The organism is Saccharopolyspora erythraea, assembly GCF_018141105.1.
GTDB lineage: Bacteria > Actinomycetota > Actinomycetes > Mycobacteriales > Pseudonocardiaceae > Saccharopolyspora_D > Saccharopolyspora_D erythraea_A.
This window is the reverse complement of the sequence record NZ_CP054839.1, coordinates 6,703,074-6,718,344: the sequence shown is the minus strand read 5'-3', so window position 1 is coordinate 6,718,344 and position 15,271 is coordinate 6,703,074. Positions and strand designations below refer to the sequence as shown.

Below are 15,271 nucleotides of genomic sequence, written 5' to 3'. Positions count from 1 at the left end.
TCTTGTCGACGTGTGAGTTGTGCCTCGTGATGTTCGGGTAGTCGGCTCGCTACGGTGTGCCGTCATCGCTCGGCCAGGGAGAGGTGGAGGCTCGACGTGCGGCACGGCACACGGCACAGCGTCGGATCGGCTGGAACGTCCACCGGCTCGGGGGAGGTGTGGGCGGATCGCCGACGGAGTGGCGGAGCGGGGTCCCGTGTTGGGGCGCCTGGCCTTGTAGTCACGGAGCAGGGCGAGGCGGCGGTCCGCGCTGAGGCGGCCCACGGCGGAGCGCCTCGGGGCGGCGTGGCGGCAGCTGGGAGCGCCGGGGAACCAGGAAGCGGCGTGGCGGTCAACGGGCATAGCGGCGTGGCTCGAGTTGGCGCGGCCGCCGGGCGTGGGGGAGCGCTCGCGGCTGAGGTCGCTCCCGGTGAGGCCGTGGCGGCCGATGGCGAGGCTGTCCGGGGCGTGGTGGTGCCTGGTGGCGAGGTGGCTGTCCGGGGTGCGGTGGCGCCTGGTGGAGGGGTGAAGGCGCGGCGTGCGGTGGTGCCCGGTGGCGAGGCGAAGGCGCGGCGTGCGACCGCAGCTGCTCGTGAGGTGAAGGCCCGGCGTGAGGTGGCTGTCCGGGGTGTGGTGGTGCCCGGTGGCGAGGTGAAGGTGCGGCGTGCGGCCGACGCTGGTCGTGAGGTGAAGGCCCGGCGTGAGGTGGCTGCCTGGCGTGCGGTGGCGGCCCCGGATGAGGTGGGCGAGTGCGCTGGGGTGGCGGTGGGCCGCCGGGAGGTCGTCGGGCTGGTTGCGGTGGCGGGCCACGCTTCCGAGGGCGAGGCATCTCGTGCTGCCAGGCGGGTGCGGCGGCTGTTGGCGACGGGGGCTGTGACCGTGCTCGCGGGGGTCTACCCGGCCGCCGCCGCGGCTGCGGAGCCCGAAGCGCGTGTGCTCGGGGGTTCGGAGACCTCGGCCGCCGAGGCGCCGTGGATCGTGGCGCTCACCGACGAATCGGACCGCCAGTTCTGCGGCGGTGCGCTCCTCAGTCCGATCAAGGTGGTGACCGCCGCGCACTGCACCATCGATCTTTCGACCGGCAAGCCACGTCCGCTCGGCGGCCTTCGCGCGGTCGTCGGACGGTCCGACCTGCGGACGCAGGAGGGGGTCGTCAGTGCCGTCGACGCCGCGTGGGTCCACCCGCGGTACCAGGGTTTCGCCAGCGGGCACGACGTCGCGGTCCTGACGCTTCGGACCCCGGTGGACTACCGCGTCCTCCCGCTCGTCGGGCAGGGGGAGACCGCGCCGTACCAGACCGGGACGGTCGGCCGGGTCTACGGCTGGGGCCGCACGTCCGAGTCGGGGGCGCAGTCGTCGGTGCTGCGTTCCGTCGAGGTGCCTGTCACCCCGGACGCCGAGTGCGGCCGGGCTTACGCCGGCTTCGACCGGTCGTCGATGTTCTGCGCGGGCACGCCCGAGGGCGGGCGGGATGCGTGCGGGGGTGACTCGGGTGGCCCGTACGTGGTCAACGGGCGCCTGGTCGGGGTCGTGTCGTACGGCGTGGGCTGTGGACGGCCGGAGCAGCCGGGTGTCTACACGCGGCTGGCGACCTACGCCGGCGAGATCGCGGGAGCGTGAGGCGGCGGGCTTGGCGCTTCCGGTAGCCGGGGTGCGTGTGACCTGCGGCGGACTCATCCGCTGCGGAGGGTGTTGTTAGCAACTCCGAGTGCTCGTGGATGCGGTTGTCGGGGGTCGGTTGTGATATCCAGGTAAGGGTGACCCTTCAGCCTCTTGCGACCTCTGTGCACCGCGCCTACACGGCGGATCTCGATGCCGAAGACTTCTACCGGATGCTGCGGTTGCGCGTTGACGTCTTCGTGGTCGAGCAGGAGTGCCCTTACCCCGAGTTGGACGGTCGTGATCTGGAAACCACGACTCGCCACTTCTGGATCGATTCAGCAGATGGCTACGTGCTCGGCTACCTGCGGTTGCTGGAGGACCCCGACGGCACCTTCCGGATCGGCCGGGTCTGCACCGCCAAGAGCGCGCGCGGTCTCGGGCTCGCCCGCAAGCTGATGCGGGCCGCCGTCGCCGAGGTGCAGCGCGAGCCCGCGGTGCTCTCGGCGCAGACCTACGCGCTGGAGTTCTACCGCTCCTTCGGCTTCGTCGAGGATGGCGAGGAGTACCTGGAGGACGGGATTCCGCACATCGAGATGCGACGCGACCCGCGCACTCGCACCGCGAACCCGACGGTCGGCGGCGCGGCGAGGTAGCGGCGAGCGCGCCGGAGACGGTGCGTAGCTGCCGTGCCGGCGGATCGGGCTGCGACGAGCCCGACGCGGGCGGCCAGGTGGCGAGCGGCGGCAACCGGCGGAGCGGAGCCGAGCAGCCCTGGCGGGTTCGGGGAAGAGCGGTGTCCCGCGCGCGGGAGCGCCTTGGAACGGACTCCCTGATGCAGCCGTGTCCGATGCCCAGGACATGCACCGCCCCGGAAATGCCCTGCGCATCGCGCCGTTGACGGGCCGAGGCGATCCGCCGGAGTAGTGGTTCTCGTTACGCCGTGCCCTCGCCGGTGATCGCGGTCTGCGACGATGCACGGTGGTCAAAGCAAGGAGTGCGTCAGGAAGCCGGTTGGAGTCCGGCACGGCCGGCGCCACTGTGACCGGGGAGCGGACCTCCCCCGCGAGCCACCGGGGCGACCTGGGAAGGCCGGAGGGACGCGGCGAGCCGGGAGTCAGGACACTGCCACCCCTTGTTCCCACCACCCGGGGCGCCCGAGACCCGAGGAAGGAACTGCACGCATGACCGCTGTGCGCTACCCGTTCTCCGCCGTGGTCGGACACGACGACCTGCGGCTGGCCCTGCTGCTCAACGCGGTGCACCCGCGCATCGGCGGGGTCCTGGTCCGCGGCGAGAAGGGCACCGCCAAGTCGACCATCGTGCGCGCGCTGGCCGCGCTGCTGCCCGAGCTCGACGTGGTGCCGGACTGCCGCTTCGGCTGCGCACCGCTGGACGCCGACCCGCGGTGCCCCGACGGCCCGCACGACGGCACCGCCTCGTCGGTCCGCCCCGCGCGGCTGGTGGAGCTCCCGGTCGGCGCGACCGAGGACCGCCTGGTCGGCTCGTTGGACCTGGAGCGCGCCCTCACCGACGGCGTCCGCGCCTACCAGCCCGGTCTGCTCGCGGCCGCCCACCGCGGCGTTCTCTACGTCGACGAGGTGAACCTGCTGCACGACCACCTCGTCGACCTGCTGCTCGACGCCGCCGCGATGGGACGCGCGCATGTCGAACGCGAGGGTGTCTCGGTGGCCCACGCCGCCTCGTTCCTGCTCGTCGGCACGATGAATCCCGAGGAGGGCGAGCTGCGGCCGCAGCTGCTCGACCGGTTCGGCCTCACGGTCCACGTCACGGCCTCCCGCGACGTGCCGACGCGGACCGAGGTGGTGCGGCGGCGGCTGGCGTTCGAGGCCGACCCGGCTGGGTTCGCCCGCCGTTGGGAGGACGAGGACGCCGACCTGGCCAAGCGGATCGCCGCCGCCCGGGAACGGGTCGGCTCTGTGGTGCTGCCGGACTCCGAGCTGCGGCGGATCTCCGCGCTGTGCGCTGCCTTCGAGGTCGACGGCATGCGCGCCGACCTCGTGCTCGCCCGGACGGCGGTGGCGCACGCGGCCTGGCGCGGCGCTGAGTCGGTGGCCGAGGCCGACGTCGAGGCCGCCGCCCGTCTCGCGCTGCCGCACCGCAGGCGCCGCGACCCGTTCGACGAGCCCGGGGTGGAGGAGGAGCAGTTGCAGCAGGCGCTCTCCGATGCCGCCCAGCACGCGGACAACCCGCCGGAGGACGAGCGCGACGAGCAGTCCGGCGACGAGCGGGACGAGCAGTCCGGCGACGACGATCCGGATGAAGGCGGTCCGGGTGGCGCATCCGGCCCCGACGATGGCGGCCCGGACGACGACGGCCCGGACGGCGGTCCGGGTGGCGGTCAAGCCAGCCCGGAGGAGGGCGGTGAGCCGCGCCGCAAGGCCCCGTCGGAGCGTCCGCCCGCGCCGCCCGCGGCGGCGTTCCGGGCTCGGTTGCTGGAAGTGCCGGGTGTCGGTGAGGGAGCGCCCGGCAGGCGCTCGCGCTCGCGGTCGCGCACCGGCCGCGCCGTACGCGCTTCCACAGTGGACGGACATGGCATCCACCTGCCCGCGACGCTGAGCGCCGCGGCGCCGCATCAGTCCGCGCGCGGGCGCAGCGGTCCCGGGCTGGTGCTCCGCGGCCACGACGTGCGGCACGCCGTCCGCGAGGGCAGGGAAGGCAACCTGGTGCTGTTCGTGGTCGACGCGTCGGGGTCGATGGCGGCCCGCGAGCGGATGTCGGCAGTCAGCGGTGCCGTGCTCTCCCTGCTGCGCGACGCCTACCAGCGCCGGGACAAGGTCGGGGTGGTGACCTTCCGCGGCGACTCCGCTGAGGTGGCGCTGCCGCCCACGTCCTCTGTGGACACCGCTGCGGTCCGGATGCGGAGGTTGCGCACCGGCGGGCGCACGCCGCTGGCCGACGGACTGCTCAAGGCGCACAAGGTCATCGGTACCGAGCGCACGCGCGACCCGCGCCGCCGTCCGCTGCTGGTGCTGCTCACCGACGGCAAGGCGACGGTCCCACTGAGGTCCAATGTGGACGGACGTGCCCGCCGTGCGGTCGACGACGCGGTGCGCTCGGCGGGGCTGCTCGCCGACGCCGGTGTGGCCTCGGTCGTCGTCGACTGCGAGAACGGGATGGTGCGGCTGGGGCTCGCCGACCGGCTCGCCGGCGCGCTCTCGGCGCCGTGCCTGCGGCTGGAGGAACTGTCGGCCGACAACGTCGCCGGTGTCGTGCGCGCCGTGCGGGACGGCGGTTCGCGCGCGGCTTGATCTCGTTTTGATTACGAGATTGGAGATCTCGCGTACGGGTCTCGCAGGCCGGTTGGTACGGTGTTCGCGTCCACCTGACCCCCAGGGGTGGACCTGAAAAGTGCCCTCGCGCTCCCGGTAACCCCCAGGCTGGTTGAGCGCGAGGGCCTTTTCGTTCCCGGGGCAACCGCGGTCGCGCGGTCTGATCGTCCCGCTACCGCGTCCTGATGGCCTGGCTGCCGCGGACGGATGCCCCCCGACCGGGGCCGCTGAGATCGGCGCCACTTGGCTTAGGGTCGGAGCATGCCTCAGGGACAGCCATCGACAGTGCCAGCCGACGGACTGACGACTCGCCAGCGGCGCAACCGCCCGCTGGTCGTGGTGAACACCGGTGAGATGAAGGGCAAGTCGACCGCCGCGTTCGGCATGGCGCTGCGCGGCTGGAACCAGGGCTGGTCCATCGGGGTGTTCCAGTTCGTCAAGTCGGCCAAGTGGCGCGTCGGCGAGGAGTCGGCGTTCCGTGCGCTGGGCAAGCTGCATGACGAGACCGGCGAAGGCGGGCCGGTCGAGTGGCACAAGATGGGCGAGGGCTGGTCGTGGGCCCGGAAGAAGGGCAGCGAGGAGGACCACGCGGCCGCCGCGCTCGACGGCTGGCGCGAGATCGCCCGCCGGATCGGTGAGCAGCAGCACGGCCTCTACGTGCTCGACGAGTTCACCTATCCGCTGCACTGGGGCTGGGTGGACGTCGACGAGGTCGTCAGCACCCTGCGCGACCGCCCCGGGCACCAGCACGTCGTGATCACCGGCCGCTACGCCCCGGACGCGTTGATCGACGCCGCCGACCTGGTCATGGAGACCACGAAGGTCAAGCACCCCATGGACGAGGGGCAGAAGGGGCAGAAGGGCATCGAGTGGTGAGCGCCCCCGCGGGCCCGTCCGGGTTCGCCCGGATCGTCGTGGCGGCGCCCGGTTCCGGGCACGGCAAGACGACGGTGGCGACTGGGCTGCTGGCGGCGTTGCGGCGCAGGTCCGCCGCGGTCGCGCCGTTCAAGGTCGGGCCCGACTACATCGACCCCGGCTACCACCGGGTCGCGGCGGGCCGTGCGGCGCGCAACCTCGACCCGGTTCTCGTCGGCGAGCAGCGGATCGTGCCGTTGTTCAAGCACGGCGCCGCAGGGGCAGACCTCTCGGTCGTGGAAGGCGTGATGGGGCTGTTCGACGGCCGCATCGGAACCGGCGGTGACGGTCCGGCCTTCGGTTCGACCGCGCACGTGGCCGGGCTGCTCGACGCGCCGGTCGTGCTCGTCGTCGACGCCAGCGGGCAGAGCCAGAGCCTGGCCGCGCTGCTGCACGGTTTCCGGACGTTCCAGCCGGGGGTGCGGCTCGGTGGCGTGATCCTCAACCGGGTCGGTTCGGCGCGCCACGAGGAGGTCCTGCGGGAGGCGGCCGAAGTGGCGGGCCTGCCGGTGTTCGGCGCGCTGCCCCGCGCCGAGGGACTGCGCGTGCCGTCGCGGCACCTCGGGCTCGTCACCGCGGCCGAGCACGGCGGGGAGGCGACCCGCGTGGTGTCGGCCATGGCCGACGTCGTGGAGCAGTCGGTGGACCTCGATTCCGTTGCCGCGCTTGCTGATTCCGCTCCCGCGCTCGCCGGCGAGGTCTGGTGCGCGGATGCGGAGGTGCGCCGCGTCGACGGGAGTCCGGTGGTGGCGGTCGCCGGCGGCCCGGCGTTCACCTTCGGCTACGCCGAGCACGTGGAGCTGCTCGCCGCGGCCGGAGCGGAGGTCGTCGTGGTCGACCCGACGCGCGACGAACGGCTTCCGGCCGGTACCGCCGGACTGGTGCTGCCTGGCGGATTCCCGGAGCAGCACGTCGCGGAACTGTCGGCGAACTCCCTGCTGCGCAAGGACATCGCGGAGTTCGCGGCGTCCGGCGGCCCGGTGCACGCCGAGTGCGGCGGGCTGCTGTACCTGGTGGACGAGCTCGACGGGCATCCGATGTGCGGGGTGTTGCGGGCCCGTGCGGCGATGTCACCGAAGCTGACGCTCGGGTACCGGGACGCGGTCGCCGCGACCGACTCGGTGCTCTTCGCCGAGGGCGAGCGCACGAGCGGCCACGAGTTCCACCGCACCGTCCTGGAACCCGGTGCAGGAGAGCGGCCGGCGTGGCGCTGGCGGGCCGGTGGCGTGACCGCCGAGGGATTCGTCCACAGTGGAGTTCACGCTTCGTATCTGCACACGCATCCCGCGGGTGGCCCGGACGCGGTCTTCCGCTTCGCGGAAGCGATGCGGCCCCGGATCGGAGCAGCGGATCACCGACGGTGACCGCGAAACGGCGCGAGGTGCCCGCCCCGATTGAGCGACGGAGATCAAGAGGTACGGTCACACCCCGGCGAGGGCGACGACACGGCGCCTCGGCACGTCCGGCGTTTCCCGCCCGGCTCCGCACATCCTCCGGCACAGTTGCGATTGGTTGGACATGATTGGTGAAACACACCCGGGTCGCGTCTCTTTCGTCGGTGCCGGGCCGGGCGCGGCGGACCTGATCACCGTGCGCGGCGCGCGCCGGATCGCCGAAGCCGACGTGGTGGTGTGGACCGCGAGCCTGGTGGCGCCCGAGTGCATCCAGGAACACGCGCGCACCGACGCCGAGCTCGTCGACTCCTCGCGGCTGACCCACGAGGAGGCCGTCGAGATCTACCGGCGCGCCGAGCGCGACCGCCTCAAGGTGGCGCGGGTGCACTCCGGCGACCCGGCGCTGTGGGGCGCCGTCCAGGATCAGTACGACGCGTGCGCCCGGATGGACCTCGAGGTGGAGATCGTGCCGGGAGTGGCGACGTTCTCGGCGGCGGCTGCCGCGGCCGGGCGGGAGCTGACCGTGCCGGAGGTCGCGCAGTCGGTGGTGCTGACCAGGCTGGAGGGCGGGCAGCCGCCGATGCCGGAGCGGGAGCGGGTCCGCGAGTTCGCCAGGCACGGCACGACGATGGCGGTGCTGCTGTCGGCCGCCCGCGCCGGTCAGCTCGCCGACGAGCTGCTCGCCGGCGGCTACACCGACGACGTGCCGGTGCTCATCGCCTACAAGGTGAGCTGGCCGGACGAGGTGCTGCTGCGCACGACGGTCGGTGAGCTGGCCAAGACCGTCAAGCAGCACCGGCTGTGGCGCAACGCGCTGTTCATGGTCGGCAGGTCGCTGGAGGACCACGGGCGCCGCCGCAACTATCCGTCCGGGCACTTCCACGCCTACCGGCGTCCGGACGCGACGACCCGGCGGTTCACGCGCGGCGAGCACGGCGCGCGGGCCGCCGAGGTGCCCGAGACGCCGGTGAACGGCAACGGCAGCGCCGGGGGCAACGGCACCAGGCGGGAACAGCCGGGCTCGGACGTGGCCTGGTGGGCGGTGCGCAGCTGGCAGGAGACCGCGCGTGGCGCGGGCCGGCCGGGCAGCGGCCGCTCGTCCGCGAACAAGTCGGAATCCGTTGCGGCGCAACCACATCTGTTCCTCGATGAGGACGAGCCGGTCGGCGAGAGGGCCGCGGCGCCGGAGGTGCCGAGGCAGGCCCAGCCGTCGGCGTCCGAAGCGTCCGAGGCGGCATCGGGTGAGGGGGCGAAGCCGCGGGCGGGCGCTGATGAGCCGGTGGCCGCACGCGCGGACGCGGCCGCAGGCGAGAGCGCCGCCGGCGAGGCGAAGCCCGCCGCGAGGCAGGAGGAGTCCGCCACCGCGTCGCAACCCTGGTCCGCCAGCGCTGCCGAGTCCACCGGCACTGCTGAACCCGTCACCGCTGCGGAGCCCACCGGCGCCGCCGAGCCCGTCGCCGCTGCGGAGCCCGCCGGAAATGCCGCCGCCGCGCCGAAGCGCGCTTCGGCGGCGCGGCGCACCGGGACCGAGCAGGCCACCGCGTCGGTCCGATCCAAGTCCGGCAAGACCGCCGCGAGCAAGACCTCGGGCACCCGGGCCGCGAAGTCGGCGAAGTCGGCGAAGTCGGCCAAGACCACCAAGCCGGCGGGCGGAAAGACCGCCTCCGGCCGATCCGGTTCGGACTCCGGGAAGCGGAGCACGGCGTAGCCGCCGAACGCGTTCGTGGTGGACTGGTGTCCGCACGGTGGCTAGCGAGGCGAGGTGGGTGACGTGGGAGTCACGGTGATCGGGGTCGACGGCGCGGCGCTGCCCGACGGCAGCGCCGATGTCCTGGAAGAGGCCAGGCTCGTCGTGGGCGCGCGGCGGCACCTGGACGCGCACGCGCCCGACCACGCCCGCAAGCTGGAGCTCGGACCGTTCCAGCCTGCGCTCAACGCCCTGACGGCGCTGTCGGCCGATGAGCACGGCGTCGTCTTCGCCTCCGGCGACCCCGGCTTCTTCGGCGTCGTGCGCACGCTGCGCGAGCGGGGCATCCGCTGCCGGGTGCTGCCCGCGATCTCCAGCGTTCAGCAGCTCATGGCGAAGGCCGGCCGGTCGTGGGACGACGTTGCCGTCGTCTCGCCGCAGGGACGAGACATCACCCAAGCCCTCAACGTGTGCCGGGCGCGTCCCGCCGTCGCGGTGCTGACGGTGCGCGGCGCGGGACCGGCGCAGCTCGGCTCGGGCCTGGACGGCTGGCGGCGCACGCTGGTCGTGGCTGAGGACATCGGCGGCCCGAACGAGTCGCTGACCACCGTGGACCCGGCCGAGGCGGCGGCCAGGAGCTGGCGCGAGCCCAACATCGTGCTGTGCCTGGCCGATCCCGACACCGTGCCGCAGCGCAGCTGGCACGCCGGAGGTGATCCACTGCCGCCGGAGCCGGGCTGGGCGCTACCGGAGGACGAGTTCTCCCACCGTGACGGCATGGTCACCGCCTCCGAGGTCCGCGCCGTCGCGCTGGCCAGGCTCGCGCCGCGCCCCGGCACTCTGGTCTGGGACGTCGGCGCCGGTTCCGGCTCGGTAGCGGTGGAGTGCGCCCGGATGGGCGCGGCGACCATCGCCGTGGAGTCCGACGAGGCCCAGGTCGTGCGGCTGATCACCAACGCCGCCGGGCACGGCGTGGACGTGCGGGTCGTGGAGGCGGCGGCCCCGCAGGCGTTGCGGGGGCTGCCGAAACCGGACGCGATCTTCATCGGCGGCGGGGGTTCGGACGTCGTCGCCGCCTGCGCGCACGCCGGGGCCACCCGGGTGGTCGCGGCGCTGACGGCGCTGGACCGCGTCGCCGGCACCCGCGACGCGCTGCGCTACGCCGGCTACCAGGTCGAAGGCGTCCAGCTCTCGGCCAGCAGGCTGGTGGACCTGCCCGACGGCGCGCCGAGCCTGCAGCCGACCCAGCCGGTGGTGCTGATCTCGGGCCACCGCGAGACCTCGGGTGAGCAGTCGTGATCGGTCTGTTCGCACTCACCCCGGCGGCTCGCCGGGCCGCCGCCGAGCTCGCGTCGCGGCTCGGATCGGACGCGGTGCTGGCCGACGGGCCGCTCGCGCCGACCGTCCGGCGCATGTGGCCGCTGCTGGATGCTGCGGTGTTCTTCCTGTCCGCCGGTGAGGCGGTGCGGCTGGTCGCGCCGCTGCTGACCGACCGGCAGGTCGACCCCGGCGTGGTGTGCGTGGACGAGGAGCTGCGCTTCGCCGTCGCGCTGGACGGCGGGCAGGACGCGGGCGCGAACGCGCTGGCCCAGCAGGTCGCGGACGTGCTCGGCTGCACCCCGGTGATCACCACGACGCCGGGCGGTGGCAGCAGCTCGCCGTGGGACGAGGTCGTCGACCTGCTCGACGCCGCGGTGGACGGCGACATCGCCGCCTGCGGTGCCGCCGTGCTCGACGGCGCGCCGGTCCAGCTGCTCAACCCGCACGGGTTCCCGTTGCCGGCGCTGCCGGAGAACGTGTGCGCCGAGCCGAAGAATCCGCTGTGGACGGTCGTGATGGACGACCGCAGGCCCTACGGCGACGACCCCGAGCGCACCGTCCGGATCGTGCCCCGCACGGTCGTCGTGGGCGTCGGCTCGCGGCGCGGGGTGGCCCGGTCGGAGGTGACCGAGCTGGTGGCGACGCTGGAGCGCGGGCACGGCCTGGACCTGCGGTCGGTGCGCGCGTTCGCCACCGTCGAGGGCAAGGCCGACGAGGACGGCGTCGTCGAGGCCGTGCAGGACCTGGGCTTCTGGCACGCGGTGGAGGCCGGGGACGAGCTGCCGCTGCTGGTGTACCCGGCGGCGACGCTGGCCGAGGTCGAGGTACCCAACCCCAGCGAGGCCGTGGAGGCCGAGCTGGGCACACCGAGCGTGGCGGAGGCGGCGGCGCTGCACGCGGTCGCCGAGCACGGTGCGCCCGAACTCGTCGTGGCCAAGATCAGCAGCGCAGGCGCGACCATCGCGGCGGCCCGGCCCCGCCCGAGGGGCCGGCTCGCGGTGGTCGACCTCGGCCCGGCGCCCGACCTGCGCACGCCGCGCGCCGAGGCGGAGCTGCGCCGCGCCGCGGTCGTGGTCGACCCGGACGGGCGCGGCGAGGAGCTGCGGCACCTGCTCCGGCAGGGGACGGAGGTCCGCGCCGGCGGCGCGGCGGATGCCGTCGCGCTGGCGCGGTCGGGCCGGGCGGTGGCGCTGCTCTCCGCCGACGCCGACGTCGACGCCGCGGACATCGACGTCGTCCGCGTGCCGGGAGTGCCGTCGGTCTGAGGCTCGGGCGGGGCCGGGCCTCTGGGCGGTGGCCCCGGGCCGCGAGCGAGCCGGCCGGCGGCGGGCGCGGCCTGGCGAGCGGGCCATCCCGCCGCAAGCAAGCGCAGGCCACCTGGCGGACCGGGTGGCCGGGCTTTGTCAGGCAGGCAGGTGCACCCGCCGGTGGAGGCGGTCGCCGATGTCGTGCGCCGCGGTGTCCAGCAGCTTGTGCGCCAGCTCGAACAGGGCGCGGGCGACTGCGATCTCGTCGCCGATCTGCGGTACGTCGGGGTCGTCCGGGTGCCGCCGTGCGGTGCCGTGCCCGTGCAGCGCCTGCCCGTCGCCGGTGGTCATCCCGACGTCCGCGGTCGTCTTCGCCCCCGCCTCCACGACCTGAAGGTTCAACGTGATCGTCCGAGTCTCGTTCATGATCGCCTCCTCGGTCCTCACGTCGACCAGCATGCGCTGGTCGACGACCCAGCGGAAGGGTTGCCGACCTCACCAGGATGGGTGGCGCGGAGGCGGTCGGCGATGCGGATCACAACGTGCGGCCCAGCGCCCGGTCGGACGGCGTGCCGCGGTCCGGCGCCCGCCGCCGGAACCGCCGCGCGGATTGACCTCGGTCGGTCTGGCGGTCAGGATACGACGGCCTGCGGCGCAGGAACCCGGTGCGAATCCGGGACGGTCCCGCCACTGTGACCGGGGAGCGGACCCGACGTGCGGCCACGGCCCGTGAGGGCTGGAAGGCTCGGGTGACCCGCTGCGATCCGGGAGTCAGGAGACTCGCTGCCGGCCCCGCGTCGCGCCCGCGGCGCGCGGATCAGGAGCCCCAGGGCGGAGAACCCAGGAGATCCCGGCAGATGTCGATCGAGCAGCGATCCGTGCAGTCGCCCCACGCGTGGGGCGCCGTCGAGCGCAGGAAGGCCGCGTGGGTGCTCGCCGCGGTCGGCGCGCTGCACCTGGTGGGCTGGAGCGCCTACCTGCTGCACCAGCAGTCGTTCAGCGCGGCGGGCGGGCTGGCCGCCGCCGGGACGACTGCCTACCTCCTCGGCCTCCGGCACGGATTCGACGCCGACCACGTGGCCGTGATCGACGACGCGACGCGGCTGCTCATGCAGCGCGGGCGGCGCCCGGTGTCGACCGGCATGTGGTTCGCCCTCGGGCACGCCAGCGTGGTGCTGCTGCTGGCCTTCGCGGTCGCCTTCGTCGCGGGCCCGGCCGCGCAGGCGTGGGCGGAGGAGGCCGGTCTGCGGACCGGGCTGTTCGTCGACGTGGTCGTGGTCGTGGTGCTGGGCGCGCTGGCGGTCCTCAACGCCGTCGTGCTGCGCGACGCGCTCCGGCTGCTGCGCCGGGCCCGGCGGGGCGTCGTCGGCGAGGACGAGATCGAGCTGGTGCTCGGGCGGCGCGGGCTGATGGCCCGGCTGCTGCGCGGGCGGATGCGGGCCATGGTCGGCCGGTCCTGGCACCTGTTCGGCATCGGGCTGCTGTTCGGTCTCGGCATGCAGACCGCGACCGAGGTCACAGTGCTGGCCATGGTCGCGCCCGACCAGCACCTGCCGGGGATCGCGGTGCTGAGCCTGCCGCTGCTGTTCGCCGCCGGGATGTGCACAGTGGACAGCGTGGACGGCATGCTGATGTCGCGCGCCTACACCTGGTCCCTGGCCAGACCGCTGCGCAGGCTCTCGGTGAACGTGACGACCACGGCGCTGACGGTCGTGCTCGCCGCCTTGGTCGCGGTGGTCGTGCTGGCCGGGGCGCTGGCGGAGCTGGGGCTCTCGCCGCTGGAGCCGGTGGCGGGCCTCGGTGACCACTTCGAACTGCTCGGCTATCTGACGCTGGCGGCTTTCATGGCAGTATGGGGCGGCGCCGCGCTCTGGTGGCGGCTGTCCCGATCGGACGACCGCGCCGGCGGCGGACCGGCCCCCGCGACCGGCACGCCCGGGGCCTCCGGGACCGCCGGGGCGGCTGAGGCGACCGGCGCGCCGGGCGCGACCGGCGCCGGGCGGGCGCCCTCGGACGGCGCGCCGTGACCGGGCCGGTGCTCGTGGAGCCACGACGAGGTGGTGTTCGCGCTCCTTCCCAGCACTGATCCGGCGGTGGCGCCGGGCGAGACACGACACGGACAACGGACATGACCACGCACACTGAGCACCACTACTTCGCAGGACTCGACCTCACCGGCAAGCGGGTGGTCGTGGTCGGGGCCGGGACCGTCGCCCAGCGCCGGGTACCCAGGCTGATCAACGCGGGTGCTCTGGTCGATGTCATCGCGCCGGAGGCGACCCCGGCGGTGGAGGCGATGGCCGACGCGGGCGAGCTGCGCTGGCACCGCCGCCCCTACGCCGAGGGCGACCTCGACGGCGCCTGGTACGCGCTGGCCTGCGCGACCGGCGGCGAGGTCAACGCCGCGGTCGCCGACGAGGCCCTGCGTCGGCGGGTGTTCTGCGTGCGCGCCGACGACGCCTCGCAGGGCACGGCCGTGACCCCGGCGGTGGCCGAGCACGGCGGTCTGCTGCTCGGAGTGCTGGCGGGCGGCGACCACCGCCGCTCGGCGTCGGTGCGCGACGCCCTCGCCGAGGCGCTGCGCACCGGGGTGGTCGACGAGCGCGCCGAGGCGCCCGCGCCGGGCGTCGCGCTGGTCGGCGGCGGCCCCGGCGACCCGGACCTGATCACGGTGCGCGGCAGGCAGCTGCTGGGCCGCGCCGACGTGGTGATCACCGACCGGCTGGCGCCGCGGGAGCTGCTGGAGGAGCTGGGCCCGCACGTCGAGGTCGTCGACGCGTCCAAGATCCCCTACGGCCGGGCGGCGAACCAGGACGTCATCAACTCGCTGCTGATCGAGCACGCCAGGGCGGGCAGGTTCGTGGTGCGGCTCAAGGGCGGCGACCCCTACGTCTTCGGGCGCGGTTTCGAGGAGCTGCTGGCGTGCGTGGAAGCGGGGGTGGCCGTCACGGCCGTCCCGGGCATCACCAGCGCGTTCGCGGCACCGTCGGCGGCGGAAGTGCCGGTGACCCACCGCGGCGTGGCGCACGAGGTCGTGGTCGTGTCCGGGCACGTCGGCCCGCACGACGAGCAGTCGCTGGTGGACTGGCCCGCGCTGGCGAAGCTGCGCGGCACCCTGGTGCTGATGATGGCGGTCAAGCGCATCGGGGAGTTCGCGGAGGTGCTGATCGAGCACGGGCGCGACCCCAAGTCGCCGGTGGCGGTGGTGCAGGAGGCCACCACCCGCGGCCAGCGCGCCCTGCGCAGCACCCTCGACGAGGTGGCCGAGGCGATCCACGGCGAGGGCGTGAACCCACCGGCGGTGATCGTCATCGGCCCGGTCGCCGACCTGGCACCCGAGTCGCGTCGCTGAGACCGACCGCGAGCCCCCAACCCTGCCGGGGCGGGGGTTCCTCGCGAGTGATCCCGCTGGTCAGCGCTTGACTTCCGGATTTCCGCGGTAAGACTTGAGCCGTGGTCAAGACGCTGCATCCGCAGAGCTACCAGGACGTCTACTACGTCGGGGACTACTTCCGCCAGGGCAACGCGGTCGTGATGGACTTGACCGCCATGTCCAACGCCGAGGCGATCCAGCTCGTCGACTTCGCCGCCGGGCTCGTGGTCGGAAAGGGCGGCGACATGGACCGGATCGCACCAAAAGTGTTCCTGCTGCGGCCTCCAGGAGTGGAGGCCGCAGCAGCCGACCGCTGAGAAATCTTCCAGAAGTGGTTCGCGTAGTGGTGAGGGTGGCGGAACCTCAGAAGCCTGCCGGCTCCGGGATCGCCGACATCATGAATGCCCGATTCACCACGTCGGCGCTGTCCTCGCCAGAAGGCTTCTGAGAACCCGCGGCGGTGC

At 74.0% G+C, this 15,271-nt stretch carries 12 protein-coding genes and 2 riboswitches; of the genes, 11 read left to right on the top strand and 1 reads right to left on the bottom strand.

Annotation, left to right across the window (positions count from 1 at the left end):
- The first annotated feature begins 504 nt into the window (after positions 1-504).
- From HUO13_RS29995 to HUO13_RS29960, 8 genes are all read left to right on the top strand, one after another.
- On the top strand, positions 505-1,599 hold the full coding sequence (locus HUO13_RS29995) for a S1 family serine peptidase (RefSeq protein ID WP_249124176.1): 1,095 nt from the start codon (positions 505-507) through the stop codon (positions 1,597-1,599).
- A gap of 137 nt (positions 1,600-1,736) precedes the next feature.
- Entirely contained in the window at positions 1,737-2,234 is a 498-nt protein-coding gene (locus HUO13_RS29990) for a GNAT family N-acetyltransferase (RefSeq protein ID WP_211898316.1), read from the top strand.
- A 309-nt stretch (positions 2,235-2,543) separates the two neighbouring features.
- A riboswitch (cobalamin riboswitch) is annotated at positions 2,544-2,725 on the top strand.
- Between the two features lie 37 nt (positions 2,726-2,762).
- Complete coding sequence (locus HUO13_RS29985; protein ID WP_211898315.1) at positions 2,763-4,850, top strand: putative cobaltochelatase; 2,088 nt, start codon at positions 2,763-2,765, stop codon at positions 4,848-4,850.
- Positions 4,851-5,132: 282 nt separating this feature from the next.
- On the top strand, positions 5,133-5,747 hold the full coding sequence (cobO, locus tag HUO13_RS29980; RefSeq protein WP_211898314.1) for a cob(I)yrinic acid a,c-diamide adenosyltransferase: 615 nt from the start codon (positions 5,133-5,135) through the stop codon (positions 5,745-5,747).
- Positions 5,741-7,150 carry a cobyrinate a,c-diamide synthase gene (locus tag HUO13_RS29975; RefSeq protein ID WP_211898313.1) on the top strand — a complete coding sequence of 470 codons (1,410 nt, stop codon included), beginning with the start codon at positions 5,741-5,743 and terminating at the stop codon, positions 7,148-7,150. The genes cobO and HUO13_RS29975 overlap by 7 nt, the downstream gene beginning before the upstream one ends.
- A gap of 154 nt (positions 7,151-7,304) precedes the next feature.
- The gene (gene cobM, locus HUO13_RS29970; RefSeq protein WP_211898312.1) at positions 7,305-8,888 is read left to right on the top strand and encodes a precorrin-4 C(11)-methyltransferase; all 1,584 of its coding nucleotides are present in this window, start codon (positions 7,305-7,307) and stop codon (positions 8,886-8,888) included.
- A gap of 63 nt (positions 8,889-8,951) precedes the next feature.
- Complete coding sequence (gene cbiE, locus HUO13_RS29965) at positions 8,952-10,166, top strand: precorrin-6y C5,15-methyltransferase (decarboxylating) subunit CbiE (RefSeq protein WP_211898311.1); 1,215 nt, start codon at positions 8,952-8,954, stop codon at positions 10,164-10,166.
- A complete protein-coding gene (locus HUO13_RS29960; RefSeq protein ID WP_211898310.1) occupies positions 10,163-11,452 on the top strand; it encodes a cobalamin biosynthesis protein in 1,290 nt (429 codons plus the stop codon). Before cbiE ends, HUO13_RS29960 begins: the two co-directional genes overlap by 4 nt.
- A 138-nt stretch (positions 11,453-11,590) precedes the next feature.
- On the opposite strand, the gene HUO13_RS29955 is transcribed toward HUO13_RS29960, so the two are convergent.
- Positions 11,591-11,860 carry a DUF1876 domain-containing protein gene (locus tag HUO13_RS29955; RefSeq protein ID WP_231849820.1) on the bottom strand — a complete coding sequence of 90 codons (270 nt, stop codon included), beginning with the start codon at positions 11,858-11,860 and terminating at the stop codon, positions 11,591-11,593.
- A 186-nt stretch (positions 11,861-12,046) separates the two neighbouring features.
- A riboswitch (cobalamin riboswitch) is annotated at positions 12,047-12,236 on the top strand.
- Between the two features lie 55 nt (positions 12,237-12,291).
- Here HUO13_RS29955 and HUO13_RS29950 point away from each other — a divergent pair.
- The 3 genes from HUO13_RS29950 (at position 12,292) to HUO13_RS29940 (ending at position 15,124) form a co-directional block, all read left to right on the top strand.
- A complete protein-coding gene (locus HUO13_RS29950) occupies positions 12,292-13,461 on the top strand; it encodes a HoxN/HupN/NixA family nickel/cobalt transporter (RefSeq protein WP_211898308.1) in 1,170 nt (389 codons plus the stop codon).
- Between the two features lie 101 nt (positions 13,462-13,562).
- Complete coding sequence (cobA, locus tag HUO13_RS29945; protein ID WP_211898307.1) at positions 13,563-14,786, top strand: uroporphyrinogen-III C-methyltransferase; 1,224 nt, start codon at positions 13,563-13,565, stop codon at positions 14,784-14,786.
- A gap of 101 nt (positions 14,787-14,887) precedes the next feature.
- Positions 14,888-15,124 carry a cell division protein SepF gene (locus HUO13_RS29940; RefSeq protein ID WP_009943734.1) on the top strand — a complete coding sequence of 79 codons (237 nt, stop codon included), beginning with the start codon at positions 14,888-14,890 and terminating at the stop codon, positions 15,122-15,124.
- Positions 15,125-15,271 lie beyond the last annotated feature (147 nt).

Bases quoted from the DNA above. Each gene is read 5' to 3' on its own strand.
- HUO13_RS29985 (WP_211898315.1), top strand. From the start codon at position 2,763: ATGACCGCTGTGCGCTACCCGTTCTCCGCCGTGGTCGGACACGACGAC.
- cobO (WP_211898314.1), top strand. From the start codon at position 5,133: ATGCCTCAGGGACAGCCATCGACAGTGCCAGCCGACGGACTGACGACT.
- cobM (WP_211898312.1), top strand. From the start codon at position 7,305: ATGATTGGTGAAACACACCCGGGTCGCGTCTCTTTCGTCGGTGCCGGG.
- HUO13_RS29955 (WP_231849820.1), bottom strand. From the start codon at position 11,860: ATGAACGAGACTCGGACGATCACGTTGAACCTTCAGGTCGTGGAGGCG.
- HUO13_RS29950 (WP_211898308.1), top strand. From the start codon at position 12,292: ATGTCGATCGAGCAGCGATCCGTGCAGTCGCCCCACGCGTGGGGCGCC.
- cobA (WP_211898307.1), top strand. From the start codon at position 13,563: ATGACCACGCACACTGAGCACCACTACTTCGCAGGACTCGACCTCACC.